At 71.0% G+C, this 17,998-nt stretch carries 18 protein-coding genes and 1 pseudogene; 15 read left to right on the top strand and 4 right to left on the bottom strand.

What is annotated here, in order from left to right; genetic code table 11:
* Window positions 1–2: 2 nt before the first annotated feature.
* The 10 genes from ACFYTT_RS27905 (at window position 3) to ACFYTT_RS27860 (ending at window position 10,736) form a co-directional block, all read left to right on the top strand.
* Window positions 3–1,670 carry a cation acetate symporter gene (locus tag ACFYTT_RS27905; RefSeq protein ID WP_176096061.1) on the top strand — a complete coding sequence of 556 codons (1,668 nt, stop codon included), beginning with the start codon at window positions 3–5 and terminating at the stop codon, window positions 1,668–1,670.
* A gap of 118 nt (window positions 1,671–1,788) precedes the next feature.
* Window positions 1,789–2,763: an NAD-dependent epimerase/dehydratase family protein gene (locus tag ACFYTT_RS27900; RefSeq protein WP_131055746.1), complete on the top strand. Its 975-nt coding sequence runs from the start codon at window positions 1,789–1,791 to the stop codon at window positions 2,761–2,763.
* 74 nt (window positions 2,764–2,837) lie between these two features.
* A complete protein-coding gene (locus ACFYTT_RS27895; protein ID WP_387263538.1) occupies window positions 2,838–4,058 on the top strand; it encodes an LCP family protein in 1,221 nt (406 codons plus the stop codon).
* Window positions 4,059–4,293: 235 nt separating this feature from the next.
* The gene (locus ACFYTT_RS27890; RefSeq protein ID WP_176095566.1) at window positions 4,294–5,487 is read left to right on the top strand and encodes an LCP family protein; all 1,194 of its coding nucleotides are present in this window, start codon (window positions 4,294–4,296) and stop codon (window positions 5,485–5,487) included.
* 193 nt (window positions 5,488–5,680) lie between these two features.
* On the top strand, window positions 5,681–6,619 hold the full coding sequence (locus ACFYTT_RS27885; RefSeq protein ID WP_357217735.1) for an LCP family protein: 939 nt from the start codon (window positions 5,681–5,683) through the stop codon (window positions 6,617–6,619).
* 48 nt (window positions 6,620–6,667) lie between these two features.
* Entirely contained in the window at window positions 6,668–7,003 is a 336-nt protein-coding gene (locus ACFYTT_RS27880; protein ID WP_131055383.1) for a rhodanese-like domain-containing protein, read from the top strand.
* 5 nt (window positions 7,004–7,008) lie between these two features.
* A complete protein-coding gene (locus ACFYTT_RS27875) occupies window positions 7,009–7,800 on the top strand; it encodes a glycerophosphodiester phosphodiesterase family protein (RefSeq protein ID WP_131055385.1) in 792 nt (263 codons plus the stop codon).
* Window positions 7,801–7,851: 51 nt separating this feature from the next.
* Window positions 7,852–9,309: an ATP-binding protein gene (locus tag ACFYTT_RS27870; RefSeq protein ID WP_131055387.1), complete on the top strand. Its 1,458-nt coding sequence runs from the start codon at window positions 7,852–7,854 to the stop codon at window positions 9,307–9,309.
* 69 nt (window positions 9,310–9,378) lie between these two features.
* Window positions 9,379–9,792: an ATP-binding protein gene (locus tag ACFYTT_RS27865; protein ID WP_176095568.1), complete on the top strand. Its 414-nt coding sequence runs from the start codon at window positions 9,379–9,381 to the stop codon at window positions 9,790–9,792.
* A gap of 59 nt (window positions 9,793–9,851) precedes the next feature.
* Window positions 9,852–10,736 carry a DUF5926 family protein gene (locus tag ACFYTT_RS27860; RefSeq protein ID WP_176095569.1) on the top strand — a complete coding sequence of 295 codons (885 nt, stop codon included), beginning with the start codon at window positions 9,852–9,854 and terminating at the stop codon, window positions 10,734–10,736.
* A gap of 124 nt (window positions 10,737–10,860) precedes the next feature.
* Here the strand turns inward: ACFYTT_RS27860 and ACFYTT_RS27855 are convergent, their stop codons facing one another.
* Window positions 10,861–12,060 (bottom strand): arginine deiminase, encoded by a 1,200-nt coding sequence (locus tag ACFYTT_RS27855; protein WP_357217637.1) that lies wholly within the window; start codon window positions 12,058–12,060, stop codon window positions 10,861–10,863.
* Window positions 12,061–12,223: 163 nt separating this feature from the next.
* Between ACFYTT_RS27855 and ACFYTT_RS27850 the strand changes: the two genes are divergently transcribed.
* From ACFYTT_RS27850 to pheA, 4 genes and pseudogenes are all read left to right on the top strand, one after another.
* A complete protein-coding gene (locus ACFYTT_RS27850; protein ID WP_176095571.1) occupies window positions 12,224–12,964 on the top strand; it encodes a hypothetical protein in 741 nt (246 codons plus the stop codon).
* A 166-nt stretch (window positions 12,965–13,130) separates the two neighbouring features.
* Complete coding sequence (locus tag ACFYTT_RS27845; RefSeq protein ID WP_131056735.1) at window positions 13,131–13,589, top strand: PAS domain-containing protein; 459 nt, start codon at window positions 13,131–13,133, stop codon at window positions 13,587–13,589.
* A gap of 77 nt (window positions 13,590–13,666) precedes the next feature.
* Window positions 13,667–14,278: pseudogene (locus ACFYTT_RS27840) on the top strand (hypothetical protein); the annotation flags it as partial.
* A gap of 118 nt (window positions 14,279–14,396) precedes the next feature.
* Window positions 14,397–15,353, top strand: coding sequence for a prephenate dehydratase (pheA, locus tag ACFYTT_RS27835; RefSeq protein WP_131052385.1), 957 nt, complete (start codon window positions 14,397–14,399; stop codon window positions 15,351–15,353).
* Window positions 15,354–15,363: 10 nt separating this feature from the next.
* On the opposite strand, the gene ACFYTT_RS27830 is transcribed toward pheA, so the two are convergent.
* The 3 genes from ACFYTT_RS27830 to ACFYTT_RS27820 all read right to left on the bottom strand — a co-directional run bounded on the left by ACFYTT_RS27830 (window position 15,364) and on the right by ACFYTT_RS27820 (window position 17,024).
* Complete coding sequence (locus tag ACFYTT_RS27830; RefSeq protein ID WP_131052364.1) at window positions 15,364–16,080, bottom strand: AIM24 family protein; 717 nt, start codon at window positions 16,078–16,080, stop codon at window positions 15,364–15,366.
* Between the two features lie 66 nt (window positions 16,081–16,146).
* The gene (locus ACFYTT_RS27825; RefSeq protein WP_131052386.1) at window positions 16,147–16,485 is read right to left on the bottom strand and encodes a metallopeptidase family protein; all 339 of its coding nucleotides are present in this window, start codon (window positions 16,483–16,485) and stop codon (window positions 16,147–16,149) included.
* A gap of 107 nt (window positions 16,486–16,592) precedes the next feature.
* A complete protein-coding gene (locus ACFYTT_RS27820; protein ID WP_131052365.1) occupies window positions 16,593–17,024 on the bottom strand; it encodes an OsmC family protein in 432 nt (143 codons plus the stop codon).
* Window positions 17,025–17,183: 159 nt separating this feature from the next.
* Here ACFYTT_RS27820 and ACFYTT_RS27815 point away from each other — a divergent pair, with 159 nt between their 5' ends.
* Window positions 17,184–17,933, top strand: a complete 750-nt coding sequence (locus ACFYTT_RS27815) for a hypothetical protein (protein ID WP_387263529.1) — start codon at window positions 17,184–17,186, stop codon at window positions 17,931–17,933.
* The last annotated feature ends 65 nt before the right edge of the window (window positions 17,934–17,998 follow it).

The raw sequence follows: 17,998 nt of genomic DNA, 5'->3' as shown, positions 1-17,998 counted from the left end.
CGATGATCCTCGCGGTCGAGGCGGGCAACACCACGGCCCGGAACCTGACCATCGTGCTCTTCCTGACCTTCGTCGCCGCCACCCTGGGCATCACGATCTGGGCCAGCCGGCAGACCAAGACCGCCACGGACTTCTACGCGGGCGGCCGGTCGTTCTCGGGCTTCCAGAACGGCATGGCGATCGGCGGCGACTACATGTCCGCCGCGTCCTTCCTGGGCATCGCCGGCATCATCGCCCTCTACGGCTACGACGGCTTCCTCTATTCGATCGGCTTCCTGGTGGCCTGGCTGGTGGCCCTGCTGCTGGTCGCGGAACTGCTGCGGAACTCCGGCCGGTACACGATGGCCGACGTACTCGCCTTCCGGATGCGGCAGCGTCCGGTGCGTACCGCGGCGGCGGTTTCCACCATCACCGTGTCGATCTTCTATCTGCTGGCCCAGATGGTCGGCGCGGGCGCACTGGTGGCACTGCTGCTCGGCATCCGTCCCGGCACCACGTTCCTGGGCATGGACGCCAGCACCGCCAAGGTGGCGACCATCATCCTGGTCGGCGCTCTCATGATCATCTACGTCACCGTGGGCGGCATGAAGGGCACCACGTACGTGCAGATCGTCAAGGCGTTCCTGCTGATGGGCGGCGCGCTGCTGATGACCCTGCTGGTGCTGGCGAAGTACAAGTTCAACCTGTCCTCGCTGCTGGGTGACGCGGCGGCGAGTTCCGGCCAGGGCACCGCGTTCCTCGAACCCGGGCTGCGGTACGGCGTCGAAGTCGCCGGCAACGCGACACAGACCTTCTACAACAAGGTCGACCTGCTCTCCCTCGGTATCGCCCTGGTGCTCGGCACCGCCGGTCTGCCGCACATCCTGATCCGCTTCTACACCGTGCCGACGGCGAAGGCGGCCCGCAAGAGCGTGCTCTGGGCGATCGGCATCATCGGCTCGTTCTACCTGCTCACCCTGGCCCTCGGCTTCGGTGCGGCGGCGATGGTCGGTGGTGCGGCCATCCGGGAACAGGACGCGGCCGGCAACACCGCCGCGCCACAGCTCGCCGAGGTGCTCGGGATCGAGTTCTTCGGCGGCGACCTGGGCGGTGCGGCGATGCTGGCGGTCATCGCGGCGGTCGCTTTCGCCACCATCCTCGCGGTGGTCGCCGGGTTGACCCTGGCCTCGTCGTCCAGCCTGGCGCACGACTTCTACGCCAACGTCATCAAGCGCGGCAACACGTCGGAGCGCCAGGAGGTACGCGTCGCCCGGATCTCCGCCCTGGTGATCGGCGCGATCGCCATCGCTCTGTCGATCTTCGCGCAGAACCTGAACGTGGCGTTCCTGGTGGCACTGGCCTTCGCGGTCGCCGCCTCCGGCAACCTGCCGGCGATCCTCTACAGCCTGTTCTGGAAGCGCTTCAACACCTCGGGCGCGGTGTGGGCGATCTACGGCGGTCTGCTGGCGGCCGTACTGCTGGTGTTCTTCTCGCCGGTGGTCTCCGGAGCACCGACGGCGATGTTCCCGGACCACGACTGGCAGTGGTTCCCCCTGTCCAACCCGGGCATCCTGTCCATCCCGTTCGGCTTCCTCTGCGGGTGGATCGGCACCCTCCTCTCCAAGGAGAGCGACGAGGACAAGTACGCCGAACTGGAGGTGCGTTCGCTGACCGGCGCCGGCGCGCACTGACGACCCATCGGCGGGCACCGAGCGTCTATCGGCACGCCGGTGCCCGCCGAGTTGTTAGTAGGGGTCCCCTGTAGGACGCGAGGCGTTAGCAGGGGACCCCTCCTTTAGTCTGGTCGGCGTGAAGGTTGAGCAGCGTTTTGGTCCCGGTCACCGCGTCCTGGTCACCGGCGGTGCCGGTTTCGTCCCGTCGCACCTGGTGGATTCCCTGATCGGTCGCGGTTGCACGGTGGTCGCACTGGACAACTTCGTCACCGGGTCGAAGGAGAACGTCGCCCATCTGCTCGACGCGCCCTCCTTCACGCTGGTGGAGGCGGACGTCTCCGACGGGCTGCCGGACCATCCCGCGCTGGCCGAACGGTTCGACGCGATCCTGCACATGGCGTCCCCGGCGAGCCCGACGGACTTCGAGAAGCTGCCGGTGGAGATCCTGCGGGTGGGTTCGGTCGCCACCCTGCACCTGCTGGAGCGCGCCGCCACCGACGGTGCCCGGTTCCTGCTGGCCTCGACCTCCGAGGCGTACGGCGACCCGAAGGAGCACCCGCAGCGGGAGACGTACTGGGGCAACGTCAACCCGATCGGCATCCGCAGCGTGTACGACGAGGCGAAGCGCTTCTCTGAGGCCGCGACGATGGCGTACCGGCGCAGCCGGGGCGTGGACACCGCGATCGTGCGGATCTTCAACACGTACGGCCCGAGGATGCGGCCGGACGACGGGCGGGCCATCCCGACCTTCGTCTCCCAGGCGCTGCGCGGCGAGGCGATCACCGTGCACGGCACCGGCAACCAGACCCGCTCGATCTGTTACGTGGCGGATCTCGTCCGGGGCATCCTGCTGCTGCTCGACTCGACCGAGAGCGGTCCGGTCAACTGCGGCACCGAGCACGAGATGAGCATGCGGCAGCTGGCCGAGACGATCGTGTCACTCTGCGAGAGCAAGTCCGAGGTGACCTACGTCACGCGCAGTGCCGACGATCCGGAGATGCGCCGTCCCGATCTAACCCTCGCCCGTGAGGTGCTCGGCTACGAGCCCTCCGTCGCGCCCGAGGTGGGCCTGCGACGCACGATCGAGTACTTCCGCGAGCGGATCGGGTAGCACCGGCACCGGCACCGGCACCGGTCGGGTTTCACGACGGGCGACAGTGGCGGGGCCTGCGTACCCTGAGTTACATGTCAGCCACCAACTCCGCCGCACTGCCGGCCCTCCACCTGCACCGCGGCGCCGGGCGCGCGGCGGTTCCGGCCGGTTCGGGCCGGGGCGGACGCGCTGCCCGAGCGAACGAGACGAGCCGGTTCTCGGCGTACGACGAGGCACCCGGTGGGCCGGGCGGACCGCGAGGTCCGGTGGGGCCGGGCGGACCCGGTGGTCCACCGCCGCCGCGTGGCCGCCGCCCCCGGTGGGGACGGATCGCCCTGCTGACCGGTGTCGTGGTGCTGGTGCTGGCGCTGCTCGGTGGCGTCGGTGCCTGGTTCTACGCCCGCAGCCTGGACAACAACCTGGCCCGCACCGATCCGTTCTCCGAGATCACCGGCGGTCGGCCGGCGAAGGCGGTGGACGGCGCGCTCAACATCCTGATGGTGGGCACCGACTCGCGGGATCCGGATGCGCCGATGGACCAGGCCGGCGAGTGGCGCGCCGACACGATCATCGTCATGCACATCCCCGCCGACCACCAGCAGGCCTACCTCGTCTCCATCCCCCGGGACCTGTACGTACCCATTCCGGAGAGCGCCAGCTCCGACTGCGACTCCGGCCAGCGGCGCAAGATCAATGCGGCGTTCGCATTCGGTGGCCTGCCGCTGGCGGTACGCACCGTCGAGTGCTTCACCGACGTGCACATCGACCACGTGATGGCGATCGACTTCGGGGGCTTCAAGCAGGTCACCGACGCGCTCGGCGGCGTCGAGCTGGAGGTCGAACGGAGCATCACCTCGATCCACAAGCCGTACCGGAAGTTCACCAAGGGCACCAACCAGATGAACGGCACCGAGGCGCTGGACTGGATCCGGCAGCGCAAGCAGTTCCCGGACGGCGACTTCGCCCGGATGCGTCACCAGCAGGAGTTCCTGCGGGCGCTGATGGACAAGGCGGCGAGCAGCGGCACGCTGACCAACCCGAAGAAGCTCAACGCGTTCCTCCGGTCGGTCACCGACGCGGTCACCGTCGACCAGGGCTTCTCGCTGACCGACATGGCGGTGCAGTTCCGCAATCTGCGGGGCGAGAACCTCACGTTCGTCACCAGCCCGCACCTGGGTAGCCAGAACATCAACGGCGAATCGGTGGTCGTCTCCGACCGGGAGAACGCCCTGGCCATGTACCGCGCGATGTCCGGCGACACGATGGCCGACTGGCTCAAGGCGAACAAGGAGTCGCGAGCCGGTAACGGCTGATCACACCACCGGCCGACAGTCGGACTCTCTGCTCACCCTGCGTGAACGGAAAGTCCGACTTCTGCTGTGAAATCACTGGGAGCCAATAGTCGATCGTGCATTTCATTCTGCCCGTTCGTCCATTTCCCCAGGATGACGTGGCGGAGAACGGTAACTGAGCGTCAGACGAACTCGCCACGACGGGATTGCGTCCGTAAAGTGTTCCCGCCCCCCACATTCACGAGCTGGAGCACGCATGCCGGTTCAGAGCCCCTCCTTGCTCGATCCGCCTGGCGCATCGAACCCCTCACCCTCCTCGGCCGGCAAGAAGAAGTCCGGCAAGGGCGGTAAGAAGGGACGCACCCGGCGGAAGGACCCTCTCTGGGCCCGGATCACCCTGGTCTTCGGCGCCGTGCTGATGATGACCAGTGGCCTCGCCATCGTCGGCAGCAAGGCCGTGATCGGCCAGGCCACCGGCAGCATCTCGCAGCGCAACCTGCTCGGCGAGGCGGGTAAGACGGTCGACGAGGGCGGCAACAACCTGGAAGGCCCGATCGACATGCTGCTGCTGGGCGTGGACGCCCGGGAGCGGTGGGCCGCCGACGACGTACGCGCGGACAGCATCATCGTGTTGCACATCCCGGCCACGCACGACCAGGCGTACCTGATCTCGATCCCCCGGGACACCGAGGCCCGCATTCCGGCCTTCCCGGAGACCGACTTCCCGGGCGGCGTCGACAAGATCAATGCGGCGTTCCAGGCTGGCGCCCGCAACGGCGGCGGCTGGGAGGGCGGCGCCCAGTTGATGGCGCAGACCATCAAGGGCATGACCGGCGTCGGCTTCGACGGTGCGGCGATCATCAACTTCGGCGGTTTCAAGAACGTCATCGACGCCCTCGGCTCGGTGCGGATCTGCCCGAAGCAGGAGGTCAAGTCGGCCCACATGTCGTACGTCGACGGCAAGGTGATGTGGAACGCGGACGCCAAGAAGACCGGCAAGCAGCGGACCCCGGTGGTGCACAAGAAGGGCTGCCAGGAGATGGAGGGCTGGGCCGCGCTGGACTTCTCCCGGCAGCGGTACGGCCTGGCCAACAGCGACTACGACCGGCAGCAGAACCAGCAGCAGCTGATCAAGGCGATGGCGAAGAAGGCCAGCCAGAACGGCACGCTGACCAACCCGCTCAAGCTCAACGAGCTGATCAAGGCGGCCGGTAAGGCGTTCATCCTGGACACCGGCGGCGTGTCGGTGGAGGACTTCGTCTTCACCATGCGCGGGGTCACCGGCAACGAGCTGATCATGCTGAAGACCAACGGCGGCACCTTCAACGGCACGGACAGCGGCCGGGAGGCGCTCAGCGAGCAGACGCTGGACATGTTCCACGCGGTCAAGCAGGACAAGCTGGCCGAATTCGTGTTCTACAACCCCGAGGTGATCTCCAGCCGGAAGTGACCGGCAGGCGTATCCGAAAACCGACGTCACGCCACCGTCACCGTCCGTAGCCTGACATGAAGAAGATTCATGTCAGGTGGACGGGGAGGACGTCACGGCCAGGAGGGCACGCGACGGCGGACGACGGGCAACGGGCGGAGGCCCCGGGCGCCCGCGCTGGCCACGCGTACTGCTGGGGATCGGGCTGGCGGTGGTGCTGCTGGCCACGGTCGCCGTGGTCGGCCTCCGGGTGCTCGCCGACCGGTACGAACGCACGATCACCCGGGCCGAACTGCTCGACCCGACCGCCCGCACCGATCGCACCGACCGCCACGGTCCGCTCAACTACCTGCTCGTCGGCTCCGACCGCCGCCCCGGCGACACCGGCCCGGAGCAACGCACCGACACCATCCTGATGGTCCACGTGCCAGCCGGACTGCGCGAGGGCTACCTGGTATCCGTGCCTCGTGACCTGCTGGTCGACATCCCGCCCGCAGCCGGCTATCCCGGCGGCGAGGACAAGGTCAACGCCGCGTACGAGTACGGCGGCGGCGGCGAGGCCGGTGCCCGACTGCTCTCGGCCACCCTGTCCCGGCTCACCGGCATCCGCTTCGACGGCGCCGCCCTGGTCGACTTCGCCGGTCTGCGCAGCGTCATCGACCTACTGGGCGGGGTGACCATGTGCGTACGCACCGAAGTGCGCTCGATCCACACCGACCGGGTCTTCTCGCCCGGCTGCCAGCGGATGGACGGCGCCCAGGCGCTGGACTACGTCCGTCAGCGTTACGACCTGCCCGGCGGCGACTACGACCGGCAGACCCACCAGCAGCAACTGCTCGGGGCGATGCTGCAACGGGCGGGGGAGACCCGGCTCCGCGAGAACCCGGTCCAGTTGCACCGGCTCGTCCAGGCCGTCGGCGGCTCGCTGACCGTGGACACCAACGGCGTACCCGTGGAGGACCTGTTGCTGGCGCTGCGCGGCCTCTCCACCGACGCGCTGCGCGGCGTGCAGGTGCCGTCCTATCCGCAGACCATCGACCAGGTCTCCTACGTCGTGCTCGACAACGGCGGGGAGGGACTGTTCGAGGCGGTCCGGGGCACCCGGATGCCGCAGTGGGCGGGCGCCCATCCGCACTGGGTGACCCGGCTCTGACCCGCCGGTCGACGCGATCACCCCGACGGCCCTCTAGGCTTGGTAGCCGTGTTCGGATCCCACGTACCCACGATGACGGTGCCCGAGATCGACGACGAGACCTACCTGCTCGATGTCCGGGAGGACGACGAGTGGGAGGCGGGTCACGCACCGACCGCCCACCACCTGCCGATGATGGAACTGCCGGCGCGCATCGCCGAGGTGCCCAACGACCGGGACGTCGCGGTCATCTGCCGCTCCGGCGGACGGTCCGCCCAGGTCGTCGCCTACCTGATGCACAACGGCTGGGACCAGGTACGCAACGTCGAGGGCGGAATGGGCGACTGGGAGGCGGCCGGACGACCGGTCGTCGACTCGGACGGCCAACCGGGCCGGGTCCTGTAACGGCCGTGCACACCCCGCTCGTCTTCGCGCACCGTGGCGCGTCGTACGACCTACCGGAACACACTCTCGCCGCCTACCTGCGCGCGCTCGACGAGGGCGCCGACGGGCTGGAGTGCGACGTCCGGCTGACCCGTGACGGGCACCTCGTCTGCGTGCACGACCGCCGACTGAACCGCACCAGCAACGGTCGCGGGCTGGTCAGCGCGAGTACCCTCGCCGAGCTGGAGGAGCTGGACTTCGGCTCCTGGCACCCCGGCTGCGTACCGGCCGACGGGGACGAGGTGCTCGACGACTCGCGTACCCGGCTGCTCACGCTCGAACGGCTGCTGGAGGCGGTCCTCGCCGCCGGACGGCCGGTGCGGCTGCTGGTGGAGACCAAGCACCCGTCGCGCTACGGCGGCGACGTGGAGCGCCGGCTGGTCGCCCTGCTGCGCCGGTACGGCCTGACCGACCCGGGCCCCGACGACCCGGTCCGCGTGACCGTGATGTCCTTCTCCCCGCTTGCCGTACGCCGGATGCGGACGCTGGCTCCGGCGCTGCCGACCGTACTGCTGCTGGAGGTGCTGCCCCGCTGGCTGCGCCTGGGGCGGCTGCCGTTCGGCGTCGGCATCGCCGGCCCCGGGATCGGCCTGGTCCGGGCACGTCCGGCGCTGGTGCCGTCGTTGCGGGCCGCCGGCAACCAGGTGTACGTCTGGACCGTCAACGAGCCGACGGACCTTGATCTCGTGCTGGCCGCCGAGGTGGACGGCGTGATCACCGACCGCCCGGCACAGACGTTGGCCCGGTTGAGGGGATAACCCACCGTCGGGGGTGCCGGAGAAGGCGAGCGGAGGTGCACACTCGGGGACATGACGGACCGTACCGATTACTCGGCTCTCATCGCCGGGCACACCGTCGTCATCGAGATGATCAACTCGGGGGACGCGGGCCTTCCGGTCCTGACCCAGTTACTGCGGGTGGCGCAACCGGCACTCGGTGCCGCCGGCATGGCCTTCGTCGAGTTCGCCCCCAGCGGGGGACGGGTGATCGCCGCCACCGGCGCCGCCGAGTGGACCATCGGGCGTCCCCTGCCACCCAGCGACCCGATCACCGCCTGCCTGCTCGCCGGCCCCCGGGTGCAGTGCGTCCGGACCGACCGGCTCGGCAGCCAACTCGCCGACGAGCTGACCGAGCGCGGCCTGCGCCGGATGGTCGCCTCCCGGGCGGAGATCGGCGGGCACGCGGTCGGCAGCCTCCAGGCGCTGTACCTGACCGGGGACGACGAGCCCGACCCGGAGCAGCGGGGCGTGGTCGGCTTCCTGGGCGCCTGCATCGCGCACATGTACGGCGACCAGAGCGGCTTGCCGGTGCACGGCGACGGCCCGGTGGTGGCGGCACTCGCCGACGGGCTGGCGGTCGTCGACCGGGACGCCCACGTACGGCTCTGGAATCCGGCCGCCGCCGACGTCACCGGCCGGTCCGCGGCCGAGGCGATCAACGAACCGCTGCCCTTCCCGGTGCCCCCTTCCGGGCAGGTCCTCGACCACCGCCTGCCGGACGGACGCTGGCTGCGGGTCACCTCCGGTGAGCTGCCCGGTCCGGGCGCGCTGCGGGTGGTCACCTTCCGCGACATCACCGACCAGCAACGACACGACCACGAACGGGACCTCTTCGTCGCGGTGACCAGTCACGAGCTACGCACCCCGGTGACGGTGATCAAGGGGTACGCCGACACGCTCAACGACCACTGGGAGTCGCTCAGCGACGCCGACCGGCGCCAGGCCGCGCAGGTCATCGGCCAGCGCGCCAACGAGCTGGCCCGGCTGCTCGACCGGCTGCTCTCCTCGGCCGCCGAGGCATGGCCGGACGACGGGCCGGCGGTGCCGTTCGACCTCGGCGAGACGCTGCGTGGCGCGGTCGCCAACCTCCCCGGTGAGCTGCGCCGTCGGGCCACCCTCCAGTTCCCGGTCGACCTGCCCCGGGCGATCGGGCGCCGGCAGAGCCTGGTCACCGTGCTGACCGAGCTGGTCACCAACGCCGGGAAGTACTCCCCTCCCGGCTCGCCGATCGAGGTGAGCGCGGCCGCGGACGGACCGACCGTGTGCATCCGGGTCAGCGACCGGGGCATCGGCGTACGCCCGGAGCACGTCGAACGGGCCTTTGACCGGTTCTGGCAGGGCGACTCGGGTGACAATCGTCGCTATCCGGGCACAGGGCTTGGTCTCTATCTCGTCCGCCGGATCGTTGAACAGCAGAATGGCTGGGTATTCCTTCGACCGAGAACCGGTGGAGGTACCGTCGCAGAGGTGCGGCTGCCCCGTAGGTGATCGTGGGGGTCACCCGGGGCGGAAGAGGGGCGGAACGTGTCGACGGGAGCGGTCGAACGAGCGTGGTGTGTGGTCGTGCCGCACCACGCCAGCGGTGCGCGCGCCGCCCGGCACCGCCTCGCCGCCGAACTGGCCGAGGTCGTGTCCCCGGTGGTGCTGGCGGATCTCGTCGCGGTCCTGGCCGAGCTGGTCGGCAACGCCGTCCGGCACGCGGACCCGCTGCCCGGCGGAGTGGTCCGGGTGGCCTGGCGGCTGATGACGACCGACGACGGGGCGTGCGTCCGGCTGCGGGTCACCGACGGCGGCGCGGCCGGCACACCCCGGATCCGCCCGGCGGACATCGACGCGGCCGACGGCCGGGGCCTGCACATCGTCTCCGGCCTGGCGGACCGTTGGGGGGTCGAGCGGGACGGTCTGGGGCAGAGTGTCTGGGCCGAGTTCGACCCGGTGACGGAACGACCGGGCCTGGTCGTCGCCGGCTGAGTCCCCGCAGGGCGGGTCCAGCCCCCGGCGTCGCGTCCGGGCCTCTAGGCTGTGTCGCCGTGAGCAAGCGTCGAAAGAACCAGCGGGCCGCCACGTCGACCCCGAAGCGGGAGAAGGTGCGGGACGTCTTCGTCCCCCGACCCTTCGAAGGGCTGACCGACGAGCCGGAATGGATCGCGCTGCGGGAACTGGTGCCCGCCGCCTCCGCACCGCTGCGGCTCACCCCCGAGCTGGTCGAGGAGTACGGTGACCGGCCGGTGACGCTGGCCACCGTGCTGCCGATGGCCGCCCCCGCGATGAGCCGCGCCGACGGGCACGTGTTCGTCGGGCTCCAGCGACACCAGCAGTCCGGTGACGTGTCCCGGGACCTGGCCGAATCGCTGCTCTGCGCGCTGCGTACCGAGCCGGGTGACCCGGTCCAGGTGCCGCCGCTGCCCGGCCCCGGGCCACGGCTCCAGGACATCCTGGTCGACGGCCCGTTGACGGTCACCCTGCACGAGGGCTTCGACTTCTGGCTGGTCCCCGAGGCGGTCGACGACCCGACCGTGCAGGCGTCCCTGGAGCGGGCCAACGCGGCGATCTACCCGACCGTGGGTCTGGCGGCGGCGCGGTCGGCGTACTGGTGCCAGGTGCCGGAGAAGGCCCACGTGCGCTGGGTGCTGCCCGAGGCCGAGGAGGCCGCGCTGGACGCGTTGGCCCGGCTGGGCGCGGCCGGCTCGTTGACCCTCGGCGAGGGGACCAAGTTCGCCGGCATGTTCCGGGCCCACGGTCGGCTGGTGCCGGTCTGGGACCTGCCCGAGCAGACCCCGGCCGCCGAGTGGGAGGCGCCGGTCGCCGACTTCGCCAAGCGGTACGCCGAGGCGCTGACGGAGACCGAGCCGCTCGACGCCGCCGCCCGCCGGGCCCGGCAGGGCCTGCTGGGCCGCCAGCTCACGCTGCGCTGAGCGCGCGCTTCTGGTGTGCCGCCAGCTCACCCTGAGCGCGCGCTTCTGGTGTTAGGAAGGGACCCCTGCTCTACCTGAGGCGTTAGAAAGGGGCCCTTCCTTACTCCCGGCTCTGCTCGCGTCGCTACTCGCGGACCAGCGGGCAGGACATGCAGCGCGGGCCGCCCCGACCCGACCCCAGCTCGGAGCCGGCGATCGGGATGAGCTCGATCCCGGCCCGTTCGAGCTGGGCGTTGGTCTCCACGTTGCGTTCGTAGCCGACGCAGAGCCGGGGCGCGATCGCCAGCGTGTTGTTGCCGTCGTCCCACTGCTCCCGTTCGGCGGTCACCGGGTCGAGCCCGGTGTCGATCACCCGGAGCTGGTCGAGGTCCATCGCGTCGGCGGCAGCCCGCAGGAACGGCGCCGGGCCGTCCACCCGTGGGTCGTCGCCGTCCGTCCCGGCGATCACCGTGTACGCCGACAGCGTGTGCGCGACGTTCGGGTACATCAGCACCGCGTCGACGTCGACCATGGTGCAGACCGTGTCCAGGTGCATGGTGGCCCGCTCCTGGGCGATCGGCACGACCAGGATCGTATGCGCCAGCCCGGCCGCGAAGACCTGCCGGGCCAGCCGCTCGGCACCGGCCGGGGTGGTCCGCTCACCCACCCCGACGGCGAGCACCCCGGGGGCGAGCAGCAGCACGTCGCCGCCTTCGAGGTGCTCCAGGTCGGGGCGGTAGACGTACTCGGTGCCGGCGAAGCGTGGATGGTGCCGGTAGATCGCGTCGGTCAACGTGGTCTCCCGCCGCCGGGCCGGCATCGCCAGGCTGGTCACGCCGACCCGGTCGCCGATCCACAGTGACGAGTCGCGGGTGAAGAGCAGGTTCGGCAGGGGCGCGATGACGAAGTCGTGCCGGTCCATCAACGTGTAGACCAGACCGCCGCGCCGGTCACCGCCGAGCCGTAGCTCCTCGTGGGCGAGTCCGGCGACGAGGACTCCGGCGAGCGCGGCCGGGTCGAGGTAGGTCAGGTGTGCGGCCACCCGGGCGCGCAGGGTGTCGCCGAGCCGGGGCGAGGCGAGGACCTGTTCGGTCAGTTCGGCGCGGGCCTCCGCCACGGCCAGGGTCTCGGTGAGCAGATCGGTGAGATAGAGCACCTCGACGTCGCGCTCGCGCAGCGCGGCGGCGAAGGCGTCGTGCTCCTCCTGCGCGCGGCCCACCCAGGGGATGGCGTCGAACAGCAGCGAGTCGTTGTTGCGCGGGGTCAGACGCGCGAGTTCCGGCCCCGGCCGGTGCAGCAGCACGGTGCCGAGCCGACCGACCTCACTGTCCACGTAGTGGGTCACACCCGAAGCCTAGGGCAGGGTTTGGCGGCATCCGATAAAACAGCTGTGGATGAATATGGCATTCATCCACAGTCATTCCGGCGTTCCGGCTTGCCGACTACCGGGACCCGCAACGTAGGGTAGTGAGAACGTAACTTCGAGGGACCTTTTGCCGGAGGTCGCGATGACTGTCTTCCCCGCTCGTCGAGCCGTACCGTCCGCCCGGGCGCTGCCGCAAGCGGCGGTGCCACACCCTCGGGTCGAGGCACCGGGGGTGGTCGCGGCCCCGCGTCCGTCGCCCTTGGAGTGGGCCCGCCGACGCCGCGCCGAGCGGGGTGCTCGCCGGCTCGAGGCGGCCGGTGCCCGCGCGCTCGGCCAACTCGACCATCTCGGGCCCGCGTGGCATGTGATCGACTGGCCCCGCACGGATGCCGCCGACGCCCTCCTCGACGAGAGCGACGACAACCGGGCCGGCTTCCTCGCCATCGGCCCGAGCGGACTCTTCGCCGTCACCATCGCCGATCACGGGCGGGCCCGCGTCCTGGTCGCCGGTGACGTGGTGCAGATCAACGGGAAGCGCCCGCCGTACGTGGCCGAGGCCCGCCGCGACGCCCGACGCGCCAGCAAGGCGCTGACCAGTGCGGTCGGCCACCCGATCCCGGTGACGCCGGTGCTCACCTTCGTGGGCTCCGGCGTCATCAGCGTCTACGGCCTGCCCAAGGACTGTCTGATGGCCACCCACCGGGAGCTCGACCGGCTGCTCGTCGCCGCCGGCAACCGGATCAGTCCGGCCACCGCCGAGAAGCTCTCCCGGGTCGCCCAGCACCCCGGGACGTGGATGAGTGGCGGCTATCCGCCAGCAGCCGACTACCGGTGGTACGAGGACGGCCGAATGGCCGCTGACAAGCCGGCCACCCGGCGGTAACGTCTGCGGCGACGCCACGCGGCCGGACCGCTGCACTCCGCACCCACCGGCCGCGCCGTCGCAGACCGGCAGTGATCAGCACCGATGGCGTGGATTCCAGCGCGGTCAGCGGTGGCCGAGACGACCGGCTAGCGTGGACGTTCCGTCGGTGTGCATAGGAGGCGCGGTGGCCCACGTCGAACTCTCGCTCTCGGAAGTGTTCGCGCCCGACCCGGGGACACCGACAGAGCTGGGGTACGACAACTTCGGCCGGTGGGCGGCCACTGTGTCCAGTGCCGACGAGCCCTGCCTGCTGATCGACGCCGAGACCCGGGTAGTGGCCGTCTCCGCCGCCGGCTGCGAGTTGCTCGGCCTCGGCACGCCCGAGGCCGTCATCGGGCTGCCGCTGCTCGACGGTGGCCTGCGACTGCTCGACTTCACCGCGTACCGGGGCGAGTTGGCCGAGCCGGACATCGACAAGATCCCGCCACTGCTGGCGCTCGTCTCCGGCCGGATGGCCCGCGGCCTGTTACGGATCATGGCGACCACCGAGGGTGTCTCCGACGCGACCGTCGACGCAATCTCCACACCGGTGCTCGCCGACGGGGCCGTCGCCGGTTCCCTCACCTTCTTCTCCGAGCTCTGACCGGTGGCACCCGCAGACGCTGTCGGTGGGCACCGCGTACACGGCTGACCTTCACCTCGGCGGCGGATCCTCCTACCATGGGCTCGGCCCTGAGCACCCCCGACGCTCGACCCCCATCGAGGATCATCCCCGTGCCGTCCACCCCGATCCGTCGTGCCACTCCCGCCCGGCCGGGCGCCCGCCGGTACCGCACGCGGCTGCCCGCAGTCGCCGGACTGGCCGTACTCCTGCTTTCCGGATGCGGCGAACCGCCGGACCTGCGCGACGGGTCGGCCCGGCCGACGCCGCCACCCGCCACGGCCGCCGCGACCGGGTCGGCCACCCCGACACCGCCGCCCTTCGGCGAGCCGCCCGGCACCGTTCCGACCGGCATGCCCACCGACGCCGGTCTGGTCGCGGTCGCCTGCCCCGGCCAGCCGTCCCGGCAACGGATCCTCGACCTCGTCCGGGGTCGCGACGGGCTGCTCCCCCGCACCGCGCGGGTGCAGGTCACCAGCGGGCCGCGCTGCGCCGCCGGCTGGCACTTCACCGGCATCGACGTCACCGGGTACGAGCCGCTCCAGGTGGTCACCCGCGACCAGGCCGGCACCCTGCGGCTGGTCACCGCCGGCACCGATGTCTGCTCGGTCGAGGTACGCGTGGCCGCACCCGTCGGGATCAGGACGCTGGCCTGCGGCGACGAGGGATCCGTGCCGGTGCCGGTGCCACCCGTGCCCTCCCCGCCACCGGCACCCGCACCGACGCCGTCCGGGCAGTCACCGACGCCATCGGCGTCCACACCCTCGGCGGGTGCGTAGGCTGTTCGCCATGCCGGGAACGCCACCGACCCGTTTCGTCTACCTCGGGCCCGAGGGCACCTTCGCCGAACAGGCGTTGCGTACGGTGCCCGCCGCCGAGCGGGGCAGCCGCACGCCGGCCCGCAGCGTCGGCGAGGCCCTGGAGGCGGTACGCGTCGGAGAGGCCGACGCCGCGCTGGTGCCGTTGGAGAACTCGATCGGCGGCGCGGTCGGGGTCACGCTCGACGAACTGGCCGAGGGCGAACCTCTGGTGATCACCCGCGAGGTGATCCTGCCGGTGCAGTTCGTGCTCGGAGCGCGGACGGGCACCCTGCTGCCGACCATCCGCAGTGTCGCCGCCCACCCGCAGGCGTCCACCCAGTGCCGGGGCTGGCTGCGGGCCCACCTGCCCGACGCGGTCGTGGTCGACGTCCTCTCCAACGGCGCCGCGGCGGCCGGTGCCGCCACCGGTGAGTACGACGCGGCGATCTGCGCACCCATCGGCGCGGCCCGGCACCGGCTCGCCGTGCTGGCCGACAAGATCGCCGACCATCCGGACGCGGTCACCCGGTTCGCGCTGCTGTCCCGCCCCGGCCCGCCTCCGCCGCCCACCGGCGACGACGTGACCTCGCTGGCGGTCTACATCGCCCACGACCGGGTGGGCGCGCTGTTGTCCGTGCTGATGGAACTCGCCGTACGCGGGGCGAACCTGACCCGGATCGAGTCCCGTCCGACCGGTGAGGCGCTGGGCCGGTACGTCTTCTTCCTCGACTGCACCGGCCACGTCGCCGACAACCGGCTCGGTGAGGCCCTCCAGGGGCTGCGACGGATCTGCGCCGACGTCCGCTTCCTCGGTTCGTACCCCCGGCACCGCTGGGACGGCACGGCCGGCGACCGGCCGGTGCCGGCCCCGGCCGGTCTCTCCGACGCCGACTACACCGACGCCGCAGCCTGGCTCGCCCGGATCCGGGCGGGCGAGCTGGGCTGAGTGACCGGGCTCAGCGGAACAGGCCGCCGAGCACCCCGCCCTGCTCCTGCTGGCCGCTGCCCATCACCGGCGGCTCCTCCGAGGGCTGGACGACGACGAAGCCCCGCCCGGCGAAGCTCATCGTGTACGCCTCACCGGTGGTCCGCCCCAGCAGCGTGCCGAGCCCGAGCTGATCGGCCCGGTGGTAGCCCGTCTGCAGGCCCGCCGACCAGCAGACGGCGGCCTGCGGGTCCACGTAGGTGGGGGCGTCGACGCTGAGCACGACCGGGGTGCCCCGGGTGGTCACCGCGATCCGGCCCTGACCGGAGAAGACGCAGTTGAACAGGCCGGTCGAGGCCATGCCCGCGCCGCCGACCATCTTGATGTCGTAGCTCAGCGTCGAATCGAAGGCCAGCACGCTGGACCCGTTGATGGAGAGGGCGTCCCCCGGCTCCAGGTCGATGACGTGCACGTCCTTGGCGAAGTCGGCGAGGAAGACGTCGCCCTGACCGGTCAGCTTCATCAGCGGCACACCCTCGCCGGTGAGCTTCTGCTTGATGAAGTTGCCGAGCCCGCCGGAGCCGAGCGCCTGGAACTGCACCTGCCCCTGGTACGCGACCATCGAGCCCACGCGGGCCATCGCCTCGCCGTTCAGCTCGATCTTCAACATCTTGGCGTTCTGCAGCCGCATACCGGGCTGCGCGGACTCCTTCTCCAGGTTCGCCGCTGAGAACAGCTCGCTACGCATGGGTTCCCTCCCGTACTCGCCGTGTCTGGCCAGACGGTAGGGCAGCGCCGCAAGAGGGCCGGGCGGTCAGCCCCAGCCGAGTTCGTGCAGTCGCGCGTCGTCGATGCCGAAGTGGTGGGCGATCTCGTGCACCACGGTCACCGCGACCTCGTCGATGACGTCGTCGTCGGTGTCGCAGATCCGCAGGATCGGGTTGCGGTAGATCAGGATGCGGTCCGGCAGGACTCCGGCGTAGTCCCAGCCCCGGTCGGTCAACGCGTGTCCCTCGTAGAGGCCGAGCAGGTCCTCGCCCGGGGGCGGGTCGTCCTCGACCAGGATCACCACGTTGCTCATCAGCGCCAGCAGTTCCTCCGGAACCTCGTCCAGCGCCTCCCCCACCAACTCCTCGAACCGCTCGCGCTCCATCTCGACCGCCACACCCTCATTGTTCCTCACCCGACGCGCGATCTCGCGCCTCCGAGGCCCACGGACGGTCTGCGGGGTGCCGGAGGCGCGAGATCAGCGCAGGGCGGTCAGGAGGCGAGGCGGGCGGTGAGGGTGATCTCCGCACCGGGCGACAGCAGGCGCGAGATCGGGCAGTTCTGCTTCGCGGCCTCGGCCAGCTTCGCGAACTGCGCCTCGTCGATGCCGGGGACCTCACCGACGGTGTCCAGCTCGATGCGGGTCACCGTCATTCCGGCGTCGGTCTTGTCCAGGTGCACCTTGGCGGTGGTCTCCACCGACGTGGCGGTGGTCCCGGCGTCGGCGAGCGCCTTGGAGAAGGCCATCGAGAAGCAGCCGGCGTGCGCGGCGCCGATCAACTCCTCGGGGTTGGTGCCCTCTCCCTCCTCGAAACGGGACTTGAAGGAGTAGTTCCCCTGCATCCCTCCCTTGCCGGTACTGATCGTGCCGGAGCCCTCGGGAAGGTTGCCCTGCCAGCGTGCGGAAGCGGTACGGATAGGCATGCACCTGACGCTAGTCCACCGGACGCCGGCAGGCGACCGACCAGCGGGGCTCACTGCGGGGAACCGCACGTCACCGGCCTGCTGTGGAATGATTCACGCCGACCCACCGTCCTGGTCAGCGCCGCACCCGGCGTCCAGGCTCCGACGAGAGGGCGAACGATGACCAACGACCTCCCCATCCCCCGGCAGGACGAACGCGCCGACGGTGCCAGCGTCCTCGAATGGGGTGCGGCGGACGAGTCGACGGGCGGGAGTCGCCTCCGGCGGGCCGTCTCCGGCCTCGGCCGGGACCACCGGGTGCCCCTGCTCCTGGCCGGGCTGGGCGCGGCCGCCGCCGTCGCCTCGCTGCTCGGCGAGTGGGTGACGATGACCATCCCCACCGGCCCCGATCCCACCGGTCCGCTGGAGGTGACCAACGGGGTCGCCGAGATCGGCGGGTTGGGCACCGGCTACCTGACCGGTCTCCTGGGGCTCGGGTGCACGGTGGCGCTCGCGCTGCGGGGCACCAGGGCCGCACAGGTCAACGCCCGGGTGGCCGGTCTGGCGCTCGCCGCCGGCATGATCGCGCTGCTCGCGGCGACCACGTCGTCGCTCGGCGACGCGGCCCGCCGGGGGCTGATGTTCTACTCCGGCGAGGAGACCTTCCGGACCGAGCACGGACGTGGCCTGTTCATGGCCTTCGCGGCCGTGCTGCTGTTCGCCGCCGCACTCGTCCGGATCGTGCCCGCCGGGGCCGAGGTGGCGCCGAGCGGGGCACCGGCCGACCCGGACGACGCAGCCACCGATCCTACGGCACGGCGGCGCTCCCGACGGCGGGCCGCCCAGGAGGACCCGGACGAGGGGCGCCCGCCGGCCGACATCACCGTCTCCCCGACGGTCCCGTTCGCCCGCGAGTCCCCGCCCGACTGAGGTGTAAGGAAGGGCCCCTTCCTAACGCCTGGTGTATATAAAGGGTCCCCTCCTTACATCTCAGC

The sequence above is a fragment of the Micromonospora sp. NPDC003816 genome, from assembly GCF_042874705.1.
GTDB lineage: Bacteria > Actinomycetota > Actinomycetes > Mycobacteriales > Micromonosporaceae > Micromonospora.
This window is presented reverse-complemented; position numbering and strand designations above follow the sequence as displayed.